We start from the raw sequence: 19,339 nt of genomic DNA, 5'->3' as shown, positions 1-19,339 counted from the left end.
AGGAGAGCCTCATGCGTATTGTTGATATTGCCGTAAAGCGGCCCGTTGCTGTGTCTATGTTTACCTTTGCCGTACTTTTATTCGGCATGGTGTCGCTAGGACGCCTATCCGTCAATCTGTTACCAGATTTGTCTTACCCTACCCTAACCATTCGGACCGACTACGACGGCGCAGCCCCTGCTGAAGTCGAGCAGTTGGTTTCTAAGCCAATTGAAGAGGCCATTGGGGTAGTAAAAGGCGTAAGAAAAGTAACCTCCACCTCACGGGCTGGGCAATCAGATGTCGTACTCTCTTTTGCATGGGGTACTGATATGGATTTTGCCAGTTTGGAGGTGCGAGAGAAGTTAGACGTTTTAAGGCTTCCTCTTGATATTGATAAGCCAAGAGTATTGCGCTTCAATCCATCGTTAGACCCTGTTATCAAACTAGGCCTAACCGATAATCAGCAAGTAACCTCATTATCGATAGCAGAAATGAAGCGTTTGCGCCTTTATGCCGAACAGCAAGTCAAGCGCGCGCTTGAATCTGTTGAGGGTGTAGCGGCCGTTCGTATTGGTGGAGGACTTGAAAACGAAATCCACGTCCTTATCGACCAGCGCAAAGCAAGCCAATTATCTATTTCTACCACGCAAATCATCGAACGAATACAAGCGGAAAATATTAATGCCGCTGGTGGACGAGTGGACGGTGATGCACAAGCGTTTTTAGTAAGAACACTTAACCAATTTGAAAGTTTAGCGGAAATAGAAAGCCTTTTTATAGGGCGTTTTGAAGGCCGAAACATTCAGCTTAGAGATTTAGCCACGGTTGAAAGTGCCTATAAAGACCGCGATGTCGTCACACGCTTTAACGGCAGTGAAGGCGTTGAAATCGCTATTTATAAAGAAGGCGATGCTAATGCTGTTGATGTAGCACAGAAAGTAGCGAGTCGAATGGAAGAAGTAAAAAATAGTCTTCCAGCACAATACACAATATCGCAAATCTATGACCAGAGCGTGTTTATCAAACAAGCGATAGATAACGTTAAATCGGCAGCCGTTGTTGGCGGCCTTTTGGCAATGCTTATTTTGTTTCTTTTCCTTAAAGACTTTTGGGCGACCGTTATTATCTCAGTTTCTATCCCTGTATCTGTGATTGCGACGTTTAATCTTATGTACGCCTACGATATTAGTCTCAACATGATGAGTTTAGGTGGTATCGCATTGACGGTTGGCTTGCTAGTTGATAACAGCATTGTGGTACTTGAGAACATTGATCGCCACAAAAAGCATAACCGTGACATGGTACAAGAGAACGACGCAGCAAGCACCGGTACCAAAGAAGTGTCTGGTGCTATTGTCGCATCAACCTTAACAACAATGGCCGTATTCGTTCCGCTTATCTTCGTTGAAGGAATTGCCGGGCAACTGTTTAGAGACCAGGCTCTTACGGTTTCATTTGCGCTAGCCGCTTCACTTGTTGTGGCGCTTACGCTTATTCCTGCAATGGCTCGCAGACATAAAAAACAGACGCTTGCTCACCAAGATACCTTCATGCATACAAAAAAGGTGCATCCTACCACGCGGATTGGCAAGGCATTGTATTACCTTACTTTACCCGTTCGCATCGTACTTCGTATTGTATTTGTCTTTTTACCCGCAGCATTCATCACGCTCGTGATTGGTGCCTGGCATATCGTTGCTAAAGGTTTATCTTATGCTTTTCGCCCTATTATTTGGGTATTTAATAAAGCATTTGATGGTCTCTCTACATTCTACAACAAGGCACTTATTGTAAGTTTGCGTGCACGCTCGGCAGTGCTTATCTGTGCAGTGGTTTTAGCAGCAGGTGCTGTGGTATTGGTCCCTAAGTTGGGTATGGAACTTATCCCCACCCTTTCACAAGGCGAGTTCTCGGTTGATGTGACGCTTCCCGCGGGCACACCGCTATCTGCAACAGATAATACGCTAACCGCCTTATCTCGCGTTATTCAACAAGACGACAATGTAGCACGTACTTATGCGATGTCGGGCACAGGCAGTTTGATCAGTGCTTCGGTGAATCAAGGCGGCGATCATTGGGGGCGGCTGAATGTCGTGATGAAAGCGGGTGTCAATAACGACGGCATCGCATCCACAAAAGCGCTACTTCGTGATGCGCTGTATCAATTCCCCAATGCGCAAGCTACGTTCAGCGAACCTGCACTATTTACGTTTGCGTCGCCTATTCAAGTTGAACTGAAGGGCTATGATTTAAACCAACTACAGCAATATGGCGACAAGGTGGCTGAAAAGCTTGCTGAGCACAATAATTTTGCTGATATAACCACCAGTATTCGTGCCGGCAATCCAGAACTGAAAATAGCATTTCATCACGCTAAGTTGTCTCGCTTAGGGCTTGATGCATCGACAGTATCAAACCTTATCGCTGCTAAAGTTGGCGGTCGGGTAGCAACCCAATACAGCATTAACGATAGAAAAGTTGACGTATTGGTGAGAACGCAAGAAAACCAACGCAACAATATGGCAAATGTTCGCAATATTGTCGTCAACCCAGGCGCTGCGAACCCCGTCACACTGAGTGCAGTGGCAGATGTATTCATGAGCGTAGGTCCAAGCGAAATTACCCGCGTGGGCCAACAGCGCGTAGCGCTTATTTCAGCAAACTTGGCACAAGGAAAACTTGATGAAGCCGTTAATGTTGTGAATAACGTATTGGATAACGCCTCTTTACCCCTGTCAATCAAAGCAGACGTAACAGGCCAAAGCGAAGATATGCAAAATAGCTTTCGCTCGCTCCAGTTTGCTCTAGCCCTTGCAGTGTTTATGGTTTATTTGGTCATGGCCTCTCAGTTTGAGTCGTTACTGCACCCCCTGCTTATTTTGTTTGCCGTACCGCTGGCGGGTGCAGGGTCGGTTTATGGCCTTTACCTTACCAATTCGCCGTTAAACGTGGTGGTATTTATTGGTCTTATCATGCTGTGCGGTATTGTTGTGAACAATGCCATAGTGTTGGTCGATAGAATCAATCAACTCCGTCGCGACGGTATGGACAAACATAGCGCCATTGTAGAGGCTGCGAAAACACGATTGCGCCCTATCATTATGACAACGCTCACTACCGTATTGGGGCTGCTTCCTATGGCTTTTGGTGTAGGCGAAGGCGCCGAAATTCGAACGCCTATGGCCATTACCGTCATTTTTGGATTACTGTTTGCCAGCGTACTGACACTCATTTTACTGCCCGTCCTCTACAGCTTATTCGACACGAAAGTAGACACTACTGCACCGGAGGCAGCCTATGAAAAAGCTTAACGGATTAGGGGCTAGCCTCGCACGGTTTGCGCTCGCTCGCCCCGTCACGATCGGCATGGTGTTTCTTTCAATGCTACTTTTTGGGGTTGTCTCGGGACGTATGCTTCCCCTTGAAAAGTTTCCAGGGATAGATATCCCAGAGATGGTCGTAGAGATCCCCTACCCTGATGCATCACCTGTTGAGATTGAAAATATGATCACCAGGCCGGTGGAAGAAACGATTGCGACCATGTCAGGTATCAAGCGCCTTCGTGCACGCTCTTATGATAATAGAGCCGAGATTGTGGTCGAGTTTGACTGGGATGAAAACTTAAAGGCTAAGAGTATAGAGGCGCGTGAGAAAATAGATGCGATACGGCATCTTCTGCCAAGCGATGTAGAGCGTATTATGGTGTATAAATTTAACACCAACGATATGCCAATCTTCCAACTGCGAGTATCAAGTGATCGCGATTTATCAAACGCATACGATCTTTTAGAGCGCAACTTAAAGCGTCCATTAGAGCGCGTTCCCGGCGTATCTAAAGTCGAGCTCTACGGCACCATGAAACGCCAGATAACAATTCGATTAGATCCTAAACGTCTTGTAGCATACAGCATTGACACGCAAGCCCTTCAGCAAAAACTAAATAACGCTAATTTTTCTTTAACCGCGGGTTATATGTATGACAACGGTGAGAAAATATTGGTCAATCCGCATGGTGAATTTACCGACGTTAATGATTTTAGAGATATGTGGGTTGCACCGAATGTAACATTGGATGATATCGCTGCTATTAGCTACGAGTTGCCAGAACGCAACGAAGGGCGTCACTTAGACAGAACCTTCGCTGTAGGGTTTAATATTTTTCGTGAGTCAGGCAGCAACTTAGTTGAAGTTTCAGAGGCAGTAATGCGCGTGGTCAATGAGACAAAGGCTGACCCTGAGTTTAACGGTATTAATCTGTTCGTGATGGACGACACAGCAAAAAGTGTTACGTCCTCGCTATCAGATTTGCTCAGTGCCGGCTTGTTAGGTGCTTTGCTTTCAATTGTCGTGTTGTATTTATTTTTGCGTCAGCTTACGACCACCCTTATCGTAGTGCTTTCTGTGCCTTTTTCGATTTGTATCACATTAGGAGTGATGTATTTATTAGGGTATACGCTTAATATCTTATCGTTAATGGGTTTAATGCTTGCAGTAGGGATGTTGGTGGATAACGCTGTCGTCATTACCGAAAGTATTTTTCAAGAGCGCCAAAAAGATAGCGACATTGCAACGGCAACGCAATCTGGCGTAAACAAAGTAAGTCTAGCGGTAATTGCAGGCACTGCGACGACAGCGATTGTGTTTCTTCCTAATATTGTAGGCGTAAAAATTGATGTTACAGTGTTTCTAGAGCATGTGGCTATTGCTATCTGTATATCGTTGTTCGCCTCTTTGTTTATTGCTAAAACCCTTATTCCCCTGCTTACCACCAAGGTCAACATTCCAACGAGTAATAACCAGCAATCGCCTAAATATATTCGCTCTTATGGCAAAATACTTAATTGGGTATTACAAAACCAGGGAAAAACATCGCTTATCGCCGTGATGATTTTATGCTCTACCGTGATTCCAATGCAGGTGGTCTCTTCGGACGACGAGGGGAACAATAATCAAGAGCGCATTTGGCTTAATTACCATCTTACGCAAAATTATACGCTTGATGAGGTAGAAAAAACCGTCGATAAAATGGAGGCCTACCTTTACGAAAACCAAACGCGTTTTAATATAAAGCAAGTCTATACCTATTTTACCCCTGGGTTTGCCATCAGTGGCATTACGCTTAATGACGAATTATCTATGAGTGTGGGACAGATAAAAGAAGCAATTCGCGAGGACATGCCATCGTTTGTTCGTGCCCGCCCTTCGTTTCAATGGGAGAGTGGAAATGGCGGCGGCGTAAAAGTCACCCTTCTTGGGGAATCTTCAGAAACGCTGCTCGACATATCAGAACAGATTATCCCTATACTCAGTAATATCGAGGGATTAGAAGATGTGAAAGCTGATACGGGGGCGAAGCGCGACGAAATTCAAATTCGGATAAACAGAGAAAAAGCCAATCGTCTTGGGATTCAAATCACCGAAGTCGCACGTTTAGTGGCTACTGCGTTACGTGGTAATAATTTGCGCACATTTCGCTATGGTGATGCTGGTGAAGTAGCCGTACAGTTAAAGTTTGGTAGTGATGTTCAATCGTCATTACAGGCCCTTAAGAATATTAATATTGGCTTTAACCAAGGACAATCCATTACATTATCGATGATTGCCGACTTCACGGTGGCTCAGCAACTTTCTCAGATAAACCGGAGTTACCGACAGACTGCGTTAGATATTGGCGCAAACCTAGAGGGAGAAACAACAATGGAAGAAGCCAGAGAGAGAATTGAGCAAGCACTGAATCATATTCAATTGCCTACGGGCTACCATTGGACACTTGATGGCGGGTTCTCACGTCAAGATGAAGCGAATGCGGTTATGCAAATGAACATGTTACTTGCGCTGTGTATGATCTATGTAGTGATGGCGGCATTATTTGAGTCGCTGGTACTTCCAACGTCGGTGATTACGTCATTACTGTTTTCATTTACCGGTGTCTTTTGGGCGTTTATGATAACCGGTACCGCCATGTCTGTAATGGGCATGATTGGTATGCTGATATTAATGGGCATTGTCGTAAATAACGGCATTGTATTGGTTGACCGAATCAACCAGTTGGTTGAAGAAGGCGTAGAACTCTATGACGCGGTAGTTAAAGGCGCAGTATCTCGAATTCGTCCGATATTGATGACGGTAGCAACCACAGTATTAGGTTTGGTGCCGCTTGCTATGGGAACAACAAGAATTGGTGGAGACGGTCCTCCCTACTCACCAATGGCTATCGCGATTATCGGTGGGCTGTTGTTCTCTACATTAACCAGTTTATTTCTGGTTCCTCTCGCGTACGTTTTGTTACTTAAACTCCGCTTTCATACCCAACGTATTACGGCAAACGGGCGTCGGCGCGTTGCAAGATGGGTAAGTGTGTAGTGCCCAAGTTAAACGCATAACGCGTCAGAAGTGGGAGTTAGCAGCGCACAACCAAGCTGCTCTCACCCACTTACTAAGCATAGGCACAATTAAATACGTGAAGTTAGGTAATCACGAACCGCATTTGCGTTACGTTCTTCAGAGAATTTAATTAGGTTTGTACCGTTACACGTTAAACCGTTTTCAGCGGTAACCATACGTAATACTTCACGTTGACTAGCACCAATACGACCCACGTTACGCGCCACGTTTGAACGTAATACTTTTACATCGTCAAGAACGATTGCCTTACAAAAACCAGCAAACTGCGTTTCGCCTACGAAGCGAACATTTTCTTGATCGGTGTTAGCAGATGCACCGAATGTTAATGCTAGGGCAGCAGATACAGTAAGCGTTTTTAATAGTTTCATGATGTTGACCTTAAATAATTAGCAAGTGGTTTTTCAACGTTAGGGACAATCCCTGAACGCCATTAAGTTATGCACCATATTTACAGGTATTTCTGTTGAATCTTTGTGTGTGTAGGGTAAAAACGAGGTAAATCAAGTTATTATAGAAATGTAAAAAACGTAAGCGTTTGATATTTAGATACTTTACTAAAAATTATATTCAAAAAAGAAATTAAATAACCAAAATCAATAACCAAACGGTATAATACTTTAGTTTAAAAGGTGTAATTTAAAAACATGAAATATGAAAACTTAACAAAATAAAAATAAAAAGCGCGCAATAAATGCGCGCCCAAACCAGTAAATGCTGTAATAAAACTACACTTTACTCGTATTTTCTTTCTCTTTTAGTTTCGATGGCATCAATATACCCGTGCCACGATGCGTAACCAATGAGTGGCATTAATATAATAAAGCCCACGAACCCAGTAACAAAACCAATTGCGACCGCAGTAAATATAATACCGCCCCAGATAAACATAGGGACCTTATTAAGCCAAACTGCATTGATACTTGTCAGCACTGCAGTGCCAAGGTCTACTTTGCGCTCCATTAAAATAGGTTGGGTAAACGCGGTAATAAATAACATCCCTACCGTAAATATCGCACCAACAATCGTACCTAACACTAAAAAAGGCAGTAAGCTTTCAATGGTGACATTTGTGTTTTGCGGGTAAAGCGCGTGAATTAATGACGCTACACGCAACCAAAAAATCATCAAGAACATAAGAAGTAGCGCAAAGCCCCACTCATTAAATGCATTTCGTCTCATTGCGCGAAGTGAGTGTCGAAGCGACGGCTTATGGCCCTTTTCCATCTCCCAACTGACATCATACAAACCGGCTGCTAAAAACGGCCCAATAAGCATAAAGCACACTATGGCTGGCATAATAACCAGATGCCACCCTGTCATTTGCACAAGAAGCGCAATGGCCCAAGGGATAACGGCGAACAGTACGCCATAAAACACTGTTAAGCCCGGTGCTCGCATTGCATCACGAAGACCAAGCGAAAGCCATTTGATAGGGTCACCAATATCTAACTCCTTACAGGGTATGACACGTGCAATCTTGCTTTGTGTCATTGGAGTTTCTGGGGTTTCTTTAAAATGGTGCGACATGTTCCGGTTACCTCTAGTAGTAATCTCGTCGGTTATAATGAACGCAATTATTTTTGCGTCCCTATTACTACGATAGGCGCAAACACAAAAGTTCACAACTTATTAACATAAATTTTAAACTATTTGATGAAACAAAGAGAGGATAGCCGTCAACAATACTGTTTTCGGCAGTCGACTTAGGTGAAACTAATGGTTCTTTGCTAAATTTTTCTGGTTTTACGCGGTTTTAATGATAGATATTGCTCGTTTGCGGTCATAAATTAACCAGATGGAAATAAATTTGTATTTAGTATGCAAATTTGCCGTCGCATCCCTTTTCGCTTTGCGATACTCTCAGGGTATGTAAATCAACCAGATAGACCATGAAACCAGTATCACGCTCACACAAGTTAGATAATGTTTGTTATGACATTCGCGGCCCTATTGCAGCGCAAGCTAAAAAAATGGAAGACGAAGGGCACCGTATTTTAAAATTAAACATAGGCAACCCTGCCCCATTTGGTTTTGAAGCACCTGACGATATTCTAAAAGATGTTATTCATAACCTACCTACATCCCAGGGTTATTCAGATTCTACAGGGATTTATGCAGCCCGTGTCGCCGTGATGCAGTATTACCAACAGCGTAATATAAAAGACATTCGCGTTGATGATGTCTATATCGGCAACGGGGTGAGCGAATTGATAATGATGGCAATGCAAGCATTGCTCAATCATGGCGATGAGGTATTGATCCCCAGCCCCGACTACCCATTATGGACCGCAGCGGTAAGTCTTTCATCGGGTTCACCGGTACATTACCGCTGTGATGAACAAGCTGGCTGGTTCCCGGATCTTGATGACATAAAAAGTAAAATCACTAGCAAGACGAGAGCTATTGTATTAATCAATCCCAATAATCCAACGGGCGCTGTCTATGACAAAGCGTTATTAGAGGATGTGGTTGAAATTGCGCGCCAGCACAACCTAGTGGTTTTTAGCGATGAAATATACGATAAAATCCTTTTTGACGAAGCACAACATACAAGTATTGCATCTCTCGCTGATGATGTGTTTTTTGTTACTTTTGGCGGTTTATCGAAAAATTACCGTGTTGCAGGTTTTCGCTCTGGTTGGCTTGTAGTCAGTGGTAACAAACGACTTGCCCGCGATTATATTGAAGGGCTTAACATTTTGTCCTCTATGCGCATGTGCGCAAACGTACCTTGTCAGAGTGCTATCCAAACGGCGTTAGGCGGCTATCAGAGTATTAACGACCTGGTTGCTGAGAATGGCCGATTACGGATACAACGCGATGTTGCAACAGATATGCTTAATGGTATTGAAGGCGTTCACTGCGTAAAACCGAAAGGTGCCATGTATTGTTTTGCCCGTGTGGATGAGAAAAAATTCAACATTCATAATGACGAGCAAATGATTTTAGATCTGTTAAGTACAGAGAAAATTCTGTTAGTACATGGACGAGCATTTAACTTAAATGAGGGTATATATTTTCGCCTGGTATTTTTACCCCACAGCGACATATTAGTACCAGCGCTTCATCGCATAGGAAACTTTTTCCGTCATTATAAGCAAGGTGCGTAACGTGTCAGATAAAAGTCATTTTTTCGCTCACATGGCCCGGTTAAAATTAATCAACCGTTGGCCGCTTATGCACAATGTACGTACTGAAAACGTACAAGAACACAGTTTGCAAGTCGCCATGGTCGCGCATGCACTTGCGTTAATTAAGAACCGCTTTTTTGGTGGCACATTGAACCCTGACCGCATCGCTACTATTGCGATGTTTCATGACGTGTCTGAGGTGCTTACTGGAGATTTACCGACGCCTGTTAAGTATTTCAACCCAACCATCAAAGAAGAATATAAAAAAATCGAAAAGATCGCCGAAAACAAGCTAATTGAGATGGCGCCAGAAGCCTTTCGTGAAGATTATGCCGCGCTCATCGATGGTCATTATCACTCAGAAGAAGAAGCGTTTATCGTCAAGGCCGCAGACGTGTTATGTGCCTATTTAAAAACGCTTGAAGAACTGGCCTCTGGTAATCGAGAGTTTACTCTGGCGAAGAAGCGCTTAGACGGTATTTTGAAAGAATATCATTCTGAGGAAGTAGACTACTTCCTTACCCGTTATGTACCAAGCTTTTCACTTAGCCTTGATGAAATAACGCAAGACGAAATGTAAATAAGGAATGGAATGAGCCTTAGTCATTGGGAAGAAGCATTACAAGAGCGACGGTTACCAAGAAGCGTTAGCCGCGACGGCGACCACCGTAATGCCTACCAGCGAGACAAAGCGCGAGTTTTGCATAGTGCAGCTTTTCGCCGTTTGCAGGCGAAAACTCAAGTGCTCGGTGTAGGACAGAGTGACTTTTATCGCACTCGCCTTACCCATTCACTAGAGGCGGCACAAATAGGCACTGGAATAACCGCACAATTGTGCGGCAAGTATCCCGACATTGCAGACAACTTGTCTTTAGATCCTACGCTTATTGAAACCCTATGCTTAGCGCATGATATAGGGCACCCTCCGTTTGGTCACGGTGGTGAAATTGCACTGAATTATATGATGCATGATCACGGGGGCTTCGAAGGTAATGGACAAACGTTTCGCATCATTACGCAACTAGAACCCTATACAGCCGAGCACGGTATGAACCTTTGCCGTCGCAGTATTCTGGGCCTTGTTAAGTATCCCAATTTTATTGACACATTACACACCTCAAAAGTAGCTGCCCCACGCCCGGTGTCATTAAGACAAGTAAAAGCCGATGATTGGCATCCACCTAAGGGGTTGTTTCGCTGTGACGAGCCGTTGCTCGACTGGTTGCTTGCGCCGTTTAGTCAGCATGACAAAGATACGTTTATGCGCTTTACACGTCGAGATACTGCGCATAGCAAAACCCGCTTCAAATCGTTTGACTGCTCTATCATGGAATTAGCCGACGACATTGCTTACGGTATCCACGATTTGGAAGATGCCATTGTGATGGGAATGGTAAAAAAAGAGGTGTTCGATAACGATGTTACGGTTCCACTACAAGAGATAGATGTTCCTTGGTTGTCACAAAATATCGCAGCGCTCAGTGAAAAACTGTTTAGTCACGCACATCACGAACGCAAAAACGCGATTGGAGCGTTGGTAAATACGTTTATTACAGCGATTGTTATTGAACATAGTGAAAGCTTTGAACATCCACTATTAGCCTTTAACGCGTCAATGCCAGATGCATTTGCCCAAGCATTAGAATGTTTTAAACGGTTTGTATATCAGAACGTTATTCGCCGGCCTGATGTTCAGCTTCTGGAATACAAAGGCCAGCTCGTGGTAATGGAACTGTTTGAAGCATTTAGTTCCGATCCAGAGCGGTTACTTCCCGACAACACGCAAGAGCGTTGGCACATTGCACAGGCGCAAGGCAATGGTATGCGCGTGTTATCAGACTACATTTCCGGTATGACTGACGAGTTTGCTTCGCGCCTTTACACGACAATATTTTCGCCCAAACATGGTGGTGTTCAAGACGGCTTTCATACGTAAGTAATCAACCATAGACGACCCATCCACCACAGGCATTTTTAAAGTTGAGGTTTTCATCACTTTTCATAACGAAAACCTCAACATCCTTGAAACACAACTCCCCAATTGATGATACGTTACAAACATTGAAATTTTTTCTCGTGACATCAGGTCTTTAATTATATCGGGGTTAAGCGTTCGCTTCACATTCAACGCAAATGCTTGTGTGAAACCAATCGTGGTTGCCTTACGTATTAGTATATATAAAGAATTGTTTACCCACGGGATGTCATCTATGCCAACGCCGTTTAAGCCATCAGTGAAGCTGACCGATAACGATGTAACTGATAAAAACGTATACCTAAATAGAAGACAACTTCTTAAATCAATGGGGTTTATTGGTGCGTCGTCTTTACTCGCTAAGTCTGCAGGCGCCGCGGGATGGTTTTGGGAAGATGAAAAGAAAACCGACATGTTTAAAACGCAACCTTTATCGTTTTCTACACCCGACGCTTACCAAATTTCTGAAACACTTACGCCGCAAGCTAAGGTCACGACTTACAATAATTTCTATGAGTTCGGAACCTCAAAAGATGCGCCCGCAAAAAATGCACAAGGCTTACAAACTACACCTTGGACATTGAAAGTAGACGGATTAGTCGAAAACCCTTTGGAGCTTGATGCTGATGATCTTACCGCTAGCTTCCCGTTAGAGGAACGCATTTATCGATTACGTTGTGTGGAAGCATGGTCGATGGTTGTTCCATGGATAGGCTTTGAATTGCGTGCACTATTGAAAAAAGCCGCGCCGCTTTCATCCGCTAAATATGTGGCTTTTGAGACACTGTATTCTCCAGCGCAAATGCCTGGACAGAAAAGTCGGTTTATGGGGGGCGGTATCGATTACCCCTATGTCGAAGGGTTACGCTTAGACGAAGCGATGCACCCGCTTTCTATGATGGCAGTGGGTCTGTACGGTGAAACCCTTCCACCGCAAAACGGCGCGCCTATTCGTTTAGTCGTGCCATGGAAATACGGTTTTAAAAGCATTAAAAGTATTGTGCGTATAAGGCTTACCGACAAACAGCCTCCTACAACCTGGAATCGTCTGGCCGCGAACGAGTATGGCTTCTACGCTAACGTCAACCCAAGGGTATCACATCCTCGATGGAGCCAATCCAGTGAACGGCGGATAACAACCGGTGGGCTGTTATCACGAAATAGAATAGACACGCAAATGTTCAACGGTTATAGCGAGGTGGCTTCAATGTACAAAGACATGGACTTATCTCGTTTTTATTAATGCGCTTATTAAACCAACCCGTTCGATTTAGTTCGCTGACTCGCCTTGTCCTCAAAGCGCTTATTCACTTTAGCGCAATAGGGTATCTCGTGTTTCTTTTTTATTCGGGCGTGACTGATAATTTAGGCCCTGATCCTGTCGACACGTTATTGAATGAAACGGGTATTTGGGCCATCCATTTACTCTTTATTACGTTACTACTTAGCCCATTAGCTAAACACTTACCTAGCCCCGAGCCTATGCATTTTAGACGGATGATTGGCGTTTATGTTTTTGTATATGCATGTTCACATTTAGCGACCTATGTGCTTTTTGAGCTTCAGCTTGATATGGCGCTGATTGCCAGTGAAATTATTTCCCGGCCCTATATAATCGTCGGGATGCTGGCATTCGTACTGCTGTTTTTACTAACGGCGACCTCGTTTATGCGCGTAAGAAGAAGAATGGGAAAACGATGGCAGCAACTTCACAATAGCATTTACGTCATCACGGGCTTAACTCTGCTTCACTTTAGCTGGTCACAAAAAACATTTTGGCAAGAACCCGTTTTCTATTGGCTTTTTGCTGTGCTGCTGCTTCAAGGAAGAATAAGAGGGATAGTATTGCAGGCATACACCCGCTGGCAACGTCGTCGCGTTAAGACGTAAACAGCATGAGCAGTATTGCATAGCGGGTGCTTTTGCATACAGAGACAACCGTGATGAAAAATACAAAGCGTGTTCTTAGCACGCCTGACAATAATGTGAGCGGATCGCCAATAACAGGCACCCATGCTAACAATAAAGACCACCTCCCCCAGCGATTAAAAAATTGTTCCGCTCGCGCCAGCGATGTTGGCGACATACGCAACCACGATACCGCCACAGTCTTACCGTACTTATAGCCCACAATATAGTTCACCACTGCGCCGGCCACGTTACCTAGTGATGCAACGATGCCCAATAAAATCAGTGAATACGTACCTTGCGCAAGCGCGACCAATACGACCTCTGAGCTAAATGGCAATATTGTTGCCGCTAAAAAAGCTGACAAAAACATACCTAGTAAGCCATACGTTGCTAAACCGCTCACATTTCTCTCCTTACGCAACTAATTACAAATATACGTTAATTCATAAACTTACGCACTTATCGCTTCGCAAACATAACTTATTTATTCGATGCGTTTTTATATTGTGTGAAAAAGACGCAATTTCTACTTGCAATGTGGCCAACTTAAACATACTGTATAGACATACACACTGTATAAGAAAACAGTATATAACTTTTTGAGGTTTACAATGAATACATCACCCATTGCTCGTTTAAATGCACTACGCACCTCAGTCTCTAATGTTGTGCAACTTCCCTTACCTTTCGAAGGTTATCCTGGCGAAGGTAGAAGTAACAACGGTAAAGGGTGGAATTACCTCTTATCTAAATCGGTATGTTTTAAAAAAGGAGTGCACAACGCGATCCGCATTCAAAAGCCTGAGAAAGAAAAAGTGCCAGAGTGGATCAGCAAATTAATTATGAGTGGCCAGTGCAAAACGTTATATGTTGAAGATATCGATTTAGATTTACAGCCTACTGACAGTGATATGATTAGACAGCTATGCACGCTTTATTCGGTAAGCCTGATAAATATCAGTGTTAAGAATAACGACCAAGAAAATAATGTCGCGATGGGGCCATGGTAATGTAACGAACAAATAGGTAGCATGCGCAATATAGTATAGGGGCTGTCGTTATAAACCGCCCTATTTCATTCGAGTAATTTTATGCGTTGCTATTGCTGTTCAGATAAAAAATTTTCCCAATGTTGCCAGCCTTTTGTTGATGGTTTAGCTTTACCCAATACCGCTGAGCAATTAATGCGTTCCCGCTTTACGGCATATGCTATTCGCCGTTATGACTATGTGTTGAACACCTACAGTGAAGAGAAGCAGAACACGCTAAGCGTAACGCAATTAGAAGAAAGCGCAGCAGGCGCTGTTTGGTTTGCCCTTTCGGTTGTACCTAGCCAGCCAGCGTCGCATAGCAATCAATGCGACAGCGTGGAGTTTACTGCATATTACTTTGAAGGTAAGTCACTGTTCCAGCTTCATGAAACATCACATTTTATTATAGAGGGAAGCACGTGGCGTTATCACGATGGGGAACTCGCTGATGATTGCGGAAAACTAAAATATGGTCGTAATCTCCCTTGCCTTTGTAATAGCGGCAAAAAGTTTAAGCAATGCTGCGCAACCAAAATGCGATGAACACGGCTTAGCAGCGCTGTTACCTAATTAAAATCCCACCAAACAATAGATAATACGTACTAACCCTTTACTCGAGCGTTATGTATTTTGACGGCGAGTGTTTTAGGTATCGGCATTGGTTTAAAAGGGCTCACATTTGAACCTCCGGTGTTTCCCTCAGGTACTAAACCAAACACCGTTTTTGTTGCAGCGCCCACGATACGCAACAACTGGCCGCGGGCTTCTTTAAAATCTTTGTTTTTTAGTGCCCAGCCTAGCATTAGCAAATGTGCCTTAGTATGCAGCCATGTAGAATGCTGTCCGAGCACATGCGCATTCTCTAAATGTTTGAAGGCGTCCTTCGAACGATATTCGTCACTTGCTACCTTTGCCTTTTTCAGTTCATCGTCCACGGCGGGCTTAATTTTTTGTAAGTACATAGTGTGCCTAACCAAACATTTGTAATGCGCTCTATCTTAGCGGTATTTTGTTACCTCAGACAAGGTACTTTAACCCCCCCAATACGCTGCGAGTCGTTGGCTTCGCCACATTAGCGTATCAACATTGATACCAGTGTATATTGTCGGAGTATTTATCTCTCACCATCAATTATCGAACCAGAAGAAAACACGCTATATATTAACAAGCTATGTAGTCTGCATTTTTTTAACGAAATTCACCCGCATTAATGTTAGGACTACGCTCCACTAATTTACTATAGATTTTTACCGCTTTGCTCTCTACGCTTCGACGTTACAGAAAATGGTGTTAGCGTTTAAAGATGAAGCAATATTTACCGACCACAATATTTACTTTAGCAGTGTTAATCATTGTACTAGGCGTGTCCCCAGCCTTGGCTAACCAGAGCGATACGCATATACCAGGCATGTTTATTGGTTATACCACGACGAAAGATGAAACACATTTCACCCTTGGCGTGGAATACACCTATAAGTTTGACGACCATTGGGGCGTGGGTGCCGTTTATGAAGAAACAGAGGATATGCATCACGGTGACGGCATAAAAGTAGCCGTAGCGTCGCTATTTTACTACCCTGTTCACGACCTTAAGTTTGGTGTAGGTATTGGACATGAAAAATTCGGTGGAAAAGACCCGCATTCTGAACGCGTTTATCGACTGAGTGTGGCGTATGATATTCATGTAGCAAAAATTGAAATCGAGCCTTTGTTTGCCATCGATATAGTCGATGGGCAAGCAGATTACGTGTTAGGTGTAGGTTTAGCGTGGCCATTCGAATAACCGCTACTATTGCGGTTTATCATGAACCGGCAAGCCTAATTCAGCCCCTAGCCCCTCCACAGGCCTGGCTGGCCCCACAACATTGCCAAGTGCACTAGCAGACCACGAACATACCAGTATTGACGTTCCCTTTCGAAGGCTACATTGCCACTGCTTGGTATTCTCGTTGAGTACACGATAGTCATCGGCAATTTCCCACCCGTTCTCAACATACTTTACAATAAGTTTTTCAAACGTTGAAAACGGTATAGATTGAATAATACGCCAATCGTGTTTCTTAAATTTACGCGCTGTGTAACGCTGCCTAATCGTATTGAAAAAACTCATGTTGCCCCCTTCGTAGCATAAAAGTATCAGTAATAGTTAGCGGCGGCTTATGGTGCCGCTTTGCTGGCCCAAAGGGCTGGCACACGAGCAAGGCATTCCCACTATTTCCTGGTTCGACGCTGGACAAGATCCAAACTCACCATCAGAGCTATAGCGACATATCGAACCAAAAGACGGACGGTCAAAACTGCTGTCATTGGCATCTTCATCAATATTGCTGTGAAATGCACACCCTGCGCTCATCAGTAGTGACATTGATATAATTGAAATAGTGCGCCATTGGGTTCTCATAACACATCCTAAAATAGTATCTTCATGACACAATTAGCTTATAACTGCTTAATTTATAACGCTATGTCAAACTAACCTTTAACACAAGCTATTTTCAAAAAAGTACCATCGGTACTGGTAAAGTGTCGTCTGTGATATTCCCACCTATCAAATAACCATGATCGTTGGGGTTAAGTTAGAAAGAATTTCATACAGTGCAGCGCTTGCGATACACAACATCGCCAAAATATTGAGCCAGTAGGATACCTTTCTGTAGCGACGACCGAAGTAACTGATGTGAAAATATTCAACCACTATCACAACGATATTAAGTGCTGTCGCACCAACACCTAAGCATAACGACATAATCGTGACGTCAAACAAGCCAAATGGTGGTAAGCCCGTCAAGCCAGGATAAGTGAGTGAGCATCGATATAAGCAATAACAGCATATACTCATCAGTAGTAATGCCCAAACGATATGCACAATACGATGTGGCATGGAAATATGATGGCGACGTGGCGCGTCTATTCCTTGATAGTCATAATAATCGTCCATGATCCCTCTCTTTTTGAGTTTTAACTATGTATCACTTGGTAATGCTATTAAAGCACTTTTCATTCCTGACTAACGTCGCACAAAATCGCCCCGAAATCAAAAAGTAGGTTAAATATTGGTCTGAAACGGTATCTTTAAAAGACGCATTAGCCTTACCCCAACCGCACTAACCCACTTCGTTGTTCTGTTACTTCAAAGTTTAACGGCGTCACCTTCGTTCATGATGTACCAAGGTATATCGCTTTGTAGTTCATTTCTCATATGTAAGAAGCGAAATAGCGCCGAGTGAGACGTTTTATCTCCCATGCGCCACGATGCATTTCCATACCCCCATGGTATGGCGATACGACAGTTTAAATCTTCAGCGGCCGTTATTGCGTCTTCAGGTGTTGTATGCACGTTTCGATACCAACCTGGAGACGCTTCACTAAAATAAGAGGCAATGGGAAGTAAACAAATATCGATAGAACCAAAACGCTCACCAATATCTTTAAAGTGTGCTGAGTAACCCGTATCGCCAGCAAAAAACAAGGTATGGCCATTGTTTTCTATTACCCACCCTCCCCATAACGAGGCATTGTCGTCTTCATGAAGAAAAGGTACCCAAATACGATTACTAAAGTGATGAGCAGGAACAAAGTGCACGTTGGTATCGCCTATCGCGGTATTTGAATACCACGCCATTTCAGTGATATTGAAACCGCCCTTTGGAAAATGCTCAGAAAAACCTAAAGGGACAAGATAATCTGGCGTGTTGCCTATATCGCTAATATCTGATTTGTTAAAATGATCATAATGGATGTGCGAATACATTATTGCATCAGTATTACGTAATGTTTTGTCACTTAACTGTGCAGGAAGGTTACGATAAAAGCCTTCAGACAGCCTGAATGCTACGTCGACAGGCCAGTCAAACTGCTCAAAAACGGGGTCGAAGAGAAAATGCTGGTTATTCTTCGTGGTGATAGCAAAACTAGCATGCCCTAACCACTGAACCGTAAACCCAGTGTTTAGATTAACATCGACGTTTACACCACGGTATGTGCAGTCCTGCATATCCGATTCACACTCAATATCTGTGTTATCCGGGTAGCAGTTCTCTTCGCAAGTGACAGGGTATGCTTTAACTTTAGGATACAGATTACTGAACCTATCTTCGTAACCTTCTGTGCTCGAATGTTTCACCACCGATGTAGGTGGCGCGACCGTTTGCACGTTGTTAACAACCGCACAACCACTGATTGCTAAAAGAACGAAAGAGAAAACGTATTTCATGACAAGCTCGTTGAGATGTAAAAAACCAATATTATTATATATTTACAACGAATAAGAATAACTATGAGTAATAAAGGGTAAGAAAATGTTACTTATACTTTAAATGCTTCACGCAATGTAAAAAGTGGGGCATCTCTTTTGTACTCTATAGATACCACGGTATATCACGCCTTAAAAAGCGTTACTATTCAACGTTTGTTTCGCAAGCTTTCGCGGCGTTGATCCATATCAACGCAGCATTACGCGTAATACGCCACACTATTTGCATCTACACTCCTATACGAAACCCAGTATGTTAAGCTTAGTAGACGATATAAATAACAGTATTACGCCAGAGACGCACGGCTTGTATAAGCTATCGTTAAAACCCAATGCGCAGGTGGCGATTGAAACGAAGCCAGTATTTGGCGCCAATATTACTCTGCACCGCCAGGTGATAGAACACGACAGTTTTATTGCTCAGCCGGACAATGTCATTGGTTGGCTCGATCAGGGTGGCCTATCTTATCTCACGGTTAATATCGGGGCGGGAGCCAGAAACGGCACATCATCAGTCTTACTCCCGTCACAATTTCTCAGCGCATCTAGCGGAATATTGAGAGTTACCTCACCAACTAGGGTATACATTATTGCCAAAAGTACCGCGGACATTCGCACACACGGCTTACTGTTTTTTACACCAATGTAGTCG

General features: G+C 43.6%; 19 protein-coding genes. 11 read left to right on the top strand and 8 right to left on the bottom strand.

What is annotated here, in order from left to right; all coding sequences use genetic code 11:
- The first annotated feature begins 11 nt into the window (after nucleotides 1-11).
- Together ACOJRU_RS08020 and ACOJRU_RS08015 are read left to right on the top strand one after the other, a co-directional pair.
- Complete coding sequence (locus tag ACOJRU_RS08020; protein WP_421134492.1) at nucleotides 12-3,293, top strand: efflux RND transporter permease subunit; 3,282 nt, start codon at nucleotides 12-14, stop codon at nucleotides 3,291-3,293.
- A complete protein-coding gene (locus tag ACOJRU_RS08015) occupies nucleotides 3,280-6,345 on the top strand; it encodes an efflux RND transporter permease subunit (RefSeq protein ID WP_421134491.1) in 3,066 nt (1,021 codons plus the stop codon). Before ACOJRU_RS08020 ends, ACOJRU_RS08015 begins: the two co-directional genes overlap by 14 nt.
- A gap of 89 nt (nucleotides 6,346-6,434) precedes the next feature.
- Here ACOJRU_RS08015 and ACOJRU_RS08010 read toward each other — a convergent pair whose 3' ends face one another.
- Nucleotides 6,435-6,755 (bottom strand): hypothetical protein, encoded by a 321-nt coding sequence (locus ACOJRU_RS08010; RefSeq protein WP_421134490.1) that lies wholly within the window; start codon nucleotides 6,753-6,755, stop codon nucleotides 6,435-6,437.
- A 364-nt stretch (nucleotides 6,756-7,119) separates the two neighbouring features.
- Nucleotides 7,120-7,914 carry a DUF2189 domain-containing protein gene (locus ACOJRU_RS08005; RefSeq protein ID WP_421134489.1) on the bottom strand — a complete coding sequence of 265 codons (795 nt, stop codon included), beginning with the start codon at nucleotides 7,912-7,914 and terminating at the stop codon, nucleotides 7,120-7,122.
- Between the two features lie 362 nt (nucleotides 7,915-8,276).
- Between ACOJRU_RS08005 and ACOJRU_RS08000 the strand changes: the two genes are divergently transcribed.
- From ACOJRU_RS08000 to ACOJRU_RS07980, 5 genes are all read left to right on the top strand, one after another.
- Entirely contained in the window at nucleotides 8,277-9,497 is a 1,221-nt protein-coding gene (locus ACOJRU_RS08000; protein WP_421134488.1) for a pyridoxal phosphate-dependent aminotransferase, read from the top strand.
- A gap of 1 nt (nucleotide 9,498) precedes the next feature.
- A complete protein-coding gene (gene yfbR / locus ACOJRU_RS07995; RefSeq protein ID WP_421134487.1) occupies nucleotides 9,499-10,098 on the top strand; it encodes a 5'-deoxynucleotidase in 600 nt (199 codons plus the stop codon).
- Between the two features lie 12 nt (nucleotides 10,099-10,110).
- Nucleotides 10,111-11,454 (top strand): anti-phage deoxyguanosine triphosphatase, encoded by a 1,344-nt coding sequence (locus tag ACOJRU_RS07990; RefSeq protein ID WP_421134486.1) that lies wholly within the window; start codon nucleotides 10,111-10,113, stop codon nucleotides 11,452-11,454.
- Nucleotides 11,455-11,728: 274 nt separating this feature from the next.
- Nucleotides 11,729-12,736 (top strand): protein-methionine-sulfoxide reductase catalytic subunit MsrP, encoded by a 1,008-nt coding sequence (gene msrP, locus ACOJRU_RS07985; RefSeq protein WP_421134485.1) that lies wholly within the window; start codon nucleotides 11,729-11,731, stop codon nucleotides 12,734-12,736.
- Nucleotides 12,736-13,383: a sulfite oxidase heme-binding subunit YedZ gene (locus ACOJRU_RS07980; RefSeq protein ID WP_421134484.1), complete on the top strand. Its 648-nt coding sequence runs from the start codon at nucleotides 12,736-12,738 to the stop codon at nucleotides 13,381-13,383. The genes msrP and ACOJRU_RS07980 overlap by 1 nt, the downstream gene beginning before the upstream one ends.
- Here ACOJRU_RS07980 and ACOJRU_RS07975 read toward each other — a convergent pair.
- Nucleotides 13,373-13,807 carry a YqaA family protein gene (locus tag ACOJRU_RS07975; protein WP_421134483.1) on the bottom strand — a complete coding sequence of 145 codons (435 nt, stop codon included), beginning with the start codon at nucleotides 13,805-13,807 and terminating at the stop codon, nucleotides 13,373-13,375. The two genes, ACOJRU_RS07980 and ACOJRU_RS07975, sit on opposite strands and share 11 nt — an antisense overlap.
- A 208-nt stretch (nucleotides 13,808-14,015) precedes the next feature.
- On the opposite strand from ACOJRU_RS07975, the gene ACOJRU_RS07970 reads away from it, so the two are divergent.
- Entirely contained in the window at nucleotides 14,016-14,414 is a 399-nt protein-coding gene (locus tag ACOJRU_RS07970; RefSeq protein WP_421134482.1) for a deoxyguanosinetriphosphate triphosphohydrolase, read from the top strand.
- Between the two features lie 174 nt (nucleotides 14,415-14,588).
- Complete coding sequence (locus tag ACOJRU_RS07965) at nucleotides 14,589-14,978, top strand: YchJ family protein (protein WP_421134481.1); 390 nt, start codon at nucleotides 14,589-14,591, stop codon at nucleotides 14,976-14,978.
- A 59-nt stretch (nucleotides 14,979-15,037) separates the two neighbouring features.
- On the opposite strand, the gene ACOJRU_RS07960 is transcribed toward ACOJRU_RS07965, so the two are convergent.
- On the bottom strand, nucleotides 15,038-15,397 hold the full coding sequence (locus ACOJRU_RS07960) for a DUF3703 domain-containing protein (RefSeq protein ID WP_421134480.1): 360 nt from the start codon (nucleotides 15,395-15,397) through the stop codon (nucleotides 15,038-15,040).
- Between the two features lie 341 nt (nucleotides 15,398-15,738).
- Here ACOJRU_RS07960 and ACOJRU_RS07955 point away from each other — a divergent pair, with 341 nt between their 5' ends.
- Complete coding sequence (locus tag ACOJRU_RS07955) at nucleotides 15,739-16,218, top strand: hypothetical protein (RefSeq protein WP_421134479.1); 480 nt, start codon at nucleotides 15,739-15,741, stop codon at nucleotides 16,216-16,218.
- Between the two features lie 6 nt (nucleotides 16,219-16,224).
- Here the strand turns inward: ACOJRU_RS07955 and ACOJRU_RS07950 are convergent, their stop codons facing one another.
- The 4 genes from ACOJRU_RS07950 to ACOJRU_RS07935 form a co-directional block, all read right to left on the bottom strand.
- Entirely contained in the window at nucleotides 16,225-16,545 is a 321-nt protein-coding gene (locus ACOJRU_RS07950; RefSeq protein ID WP_421134478.1) for a hypothetical protein, read from the bottom strand.
- Between the two features lie 36 nt (nucleotides 16,546-16,581).
- A complete protein-coding gene (locus ACOJRU_RS07945; protein ID WP_421134477.1) occupies nucleotides 16,582-16,836 on the bottom strand; it encodes a hypothetical protein in 255 nt (84 codons plus the stop codon).
- Between the two features lie 147 nt (nucleotides 16,837-16,983).
- The gene (locus ACOJRU_RS07940; protein ID WP_421134476.1) at nucleotides 16,984-17,373 is read right to left on the bottom strand and encodes a hypothetical protein; all 390 of its coding nucleotides are present in this window, start codon (nucleotides 17,371-17,373) and stop codon (nucleotides 16,984-16,986) included.
- Between the two features lie 192 nt (nucleotides 17,374-17,565).
- Nucleotides 17,566-18,648: an MBL fold metallo-hydrolase gene (locus tag ACOJRU_RS07935; RefSeq protein ID WP_421134475.1), complete on the bottom strand. Its 1,083-nt coding sequence runs from the start codon at nucleotides 18,646-18,648 to the stop codon at nucleotides 17,566-17,568.
- Nucleotides 18,649-18,940: 292 nt separating this feature from the next.
- On the opposite strand from ACOJRU_RS07935, the gene ACOJRU_RS07930 reads away from it, so the two are divergent.
- Nucleotides 18,941-19,336, top strand: coding sequence for a hypothetical protein (locus tag ACOJRU_RS07930; RefSeq protein WP_421134474.1), 396 nt, complete (start codon nucleotides 18,941-18,943; stop codon nucleotides 19,334-19,336).
- Nucleotides 19,337-19,339 lie beyond the last annotated feature (3 nt).

Source organism: Alteromonas algae, from assembly GCF_049117195.1.
Lineage (GTDB): Bacteria > Pseudomonadota > Gammaproteobacteria > Enterobacterales > Alteromonadaceae > Alteromonas.
The sequence above is the reverse complement of the archived record's forward strand: the minus strand, read 5'-3'. Positions and strand labels throughout refer to the sequence as shown.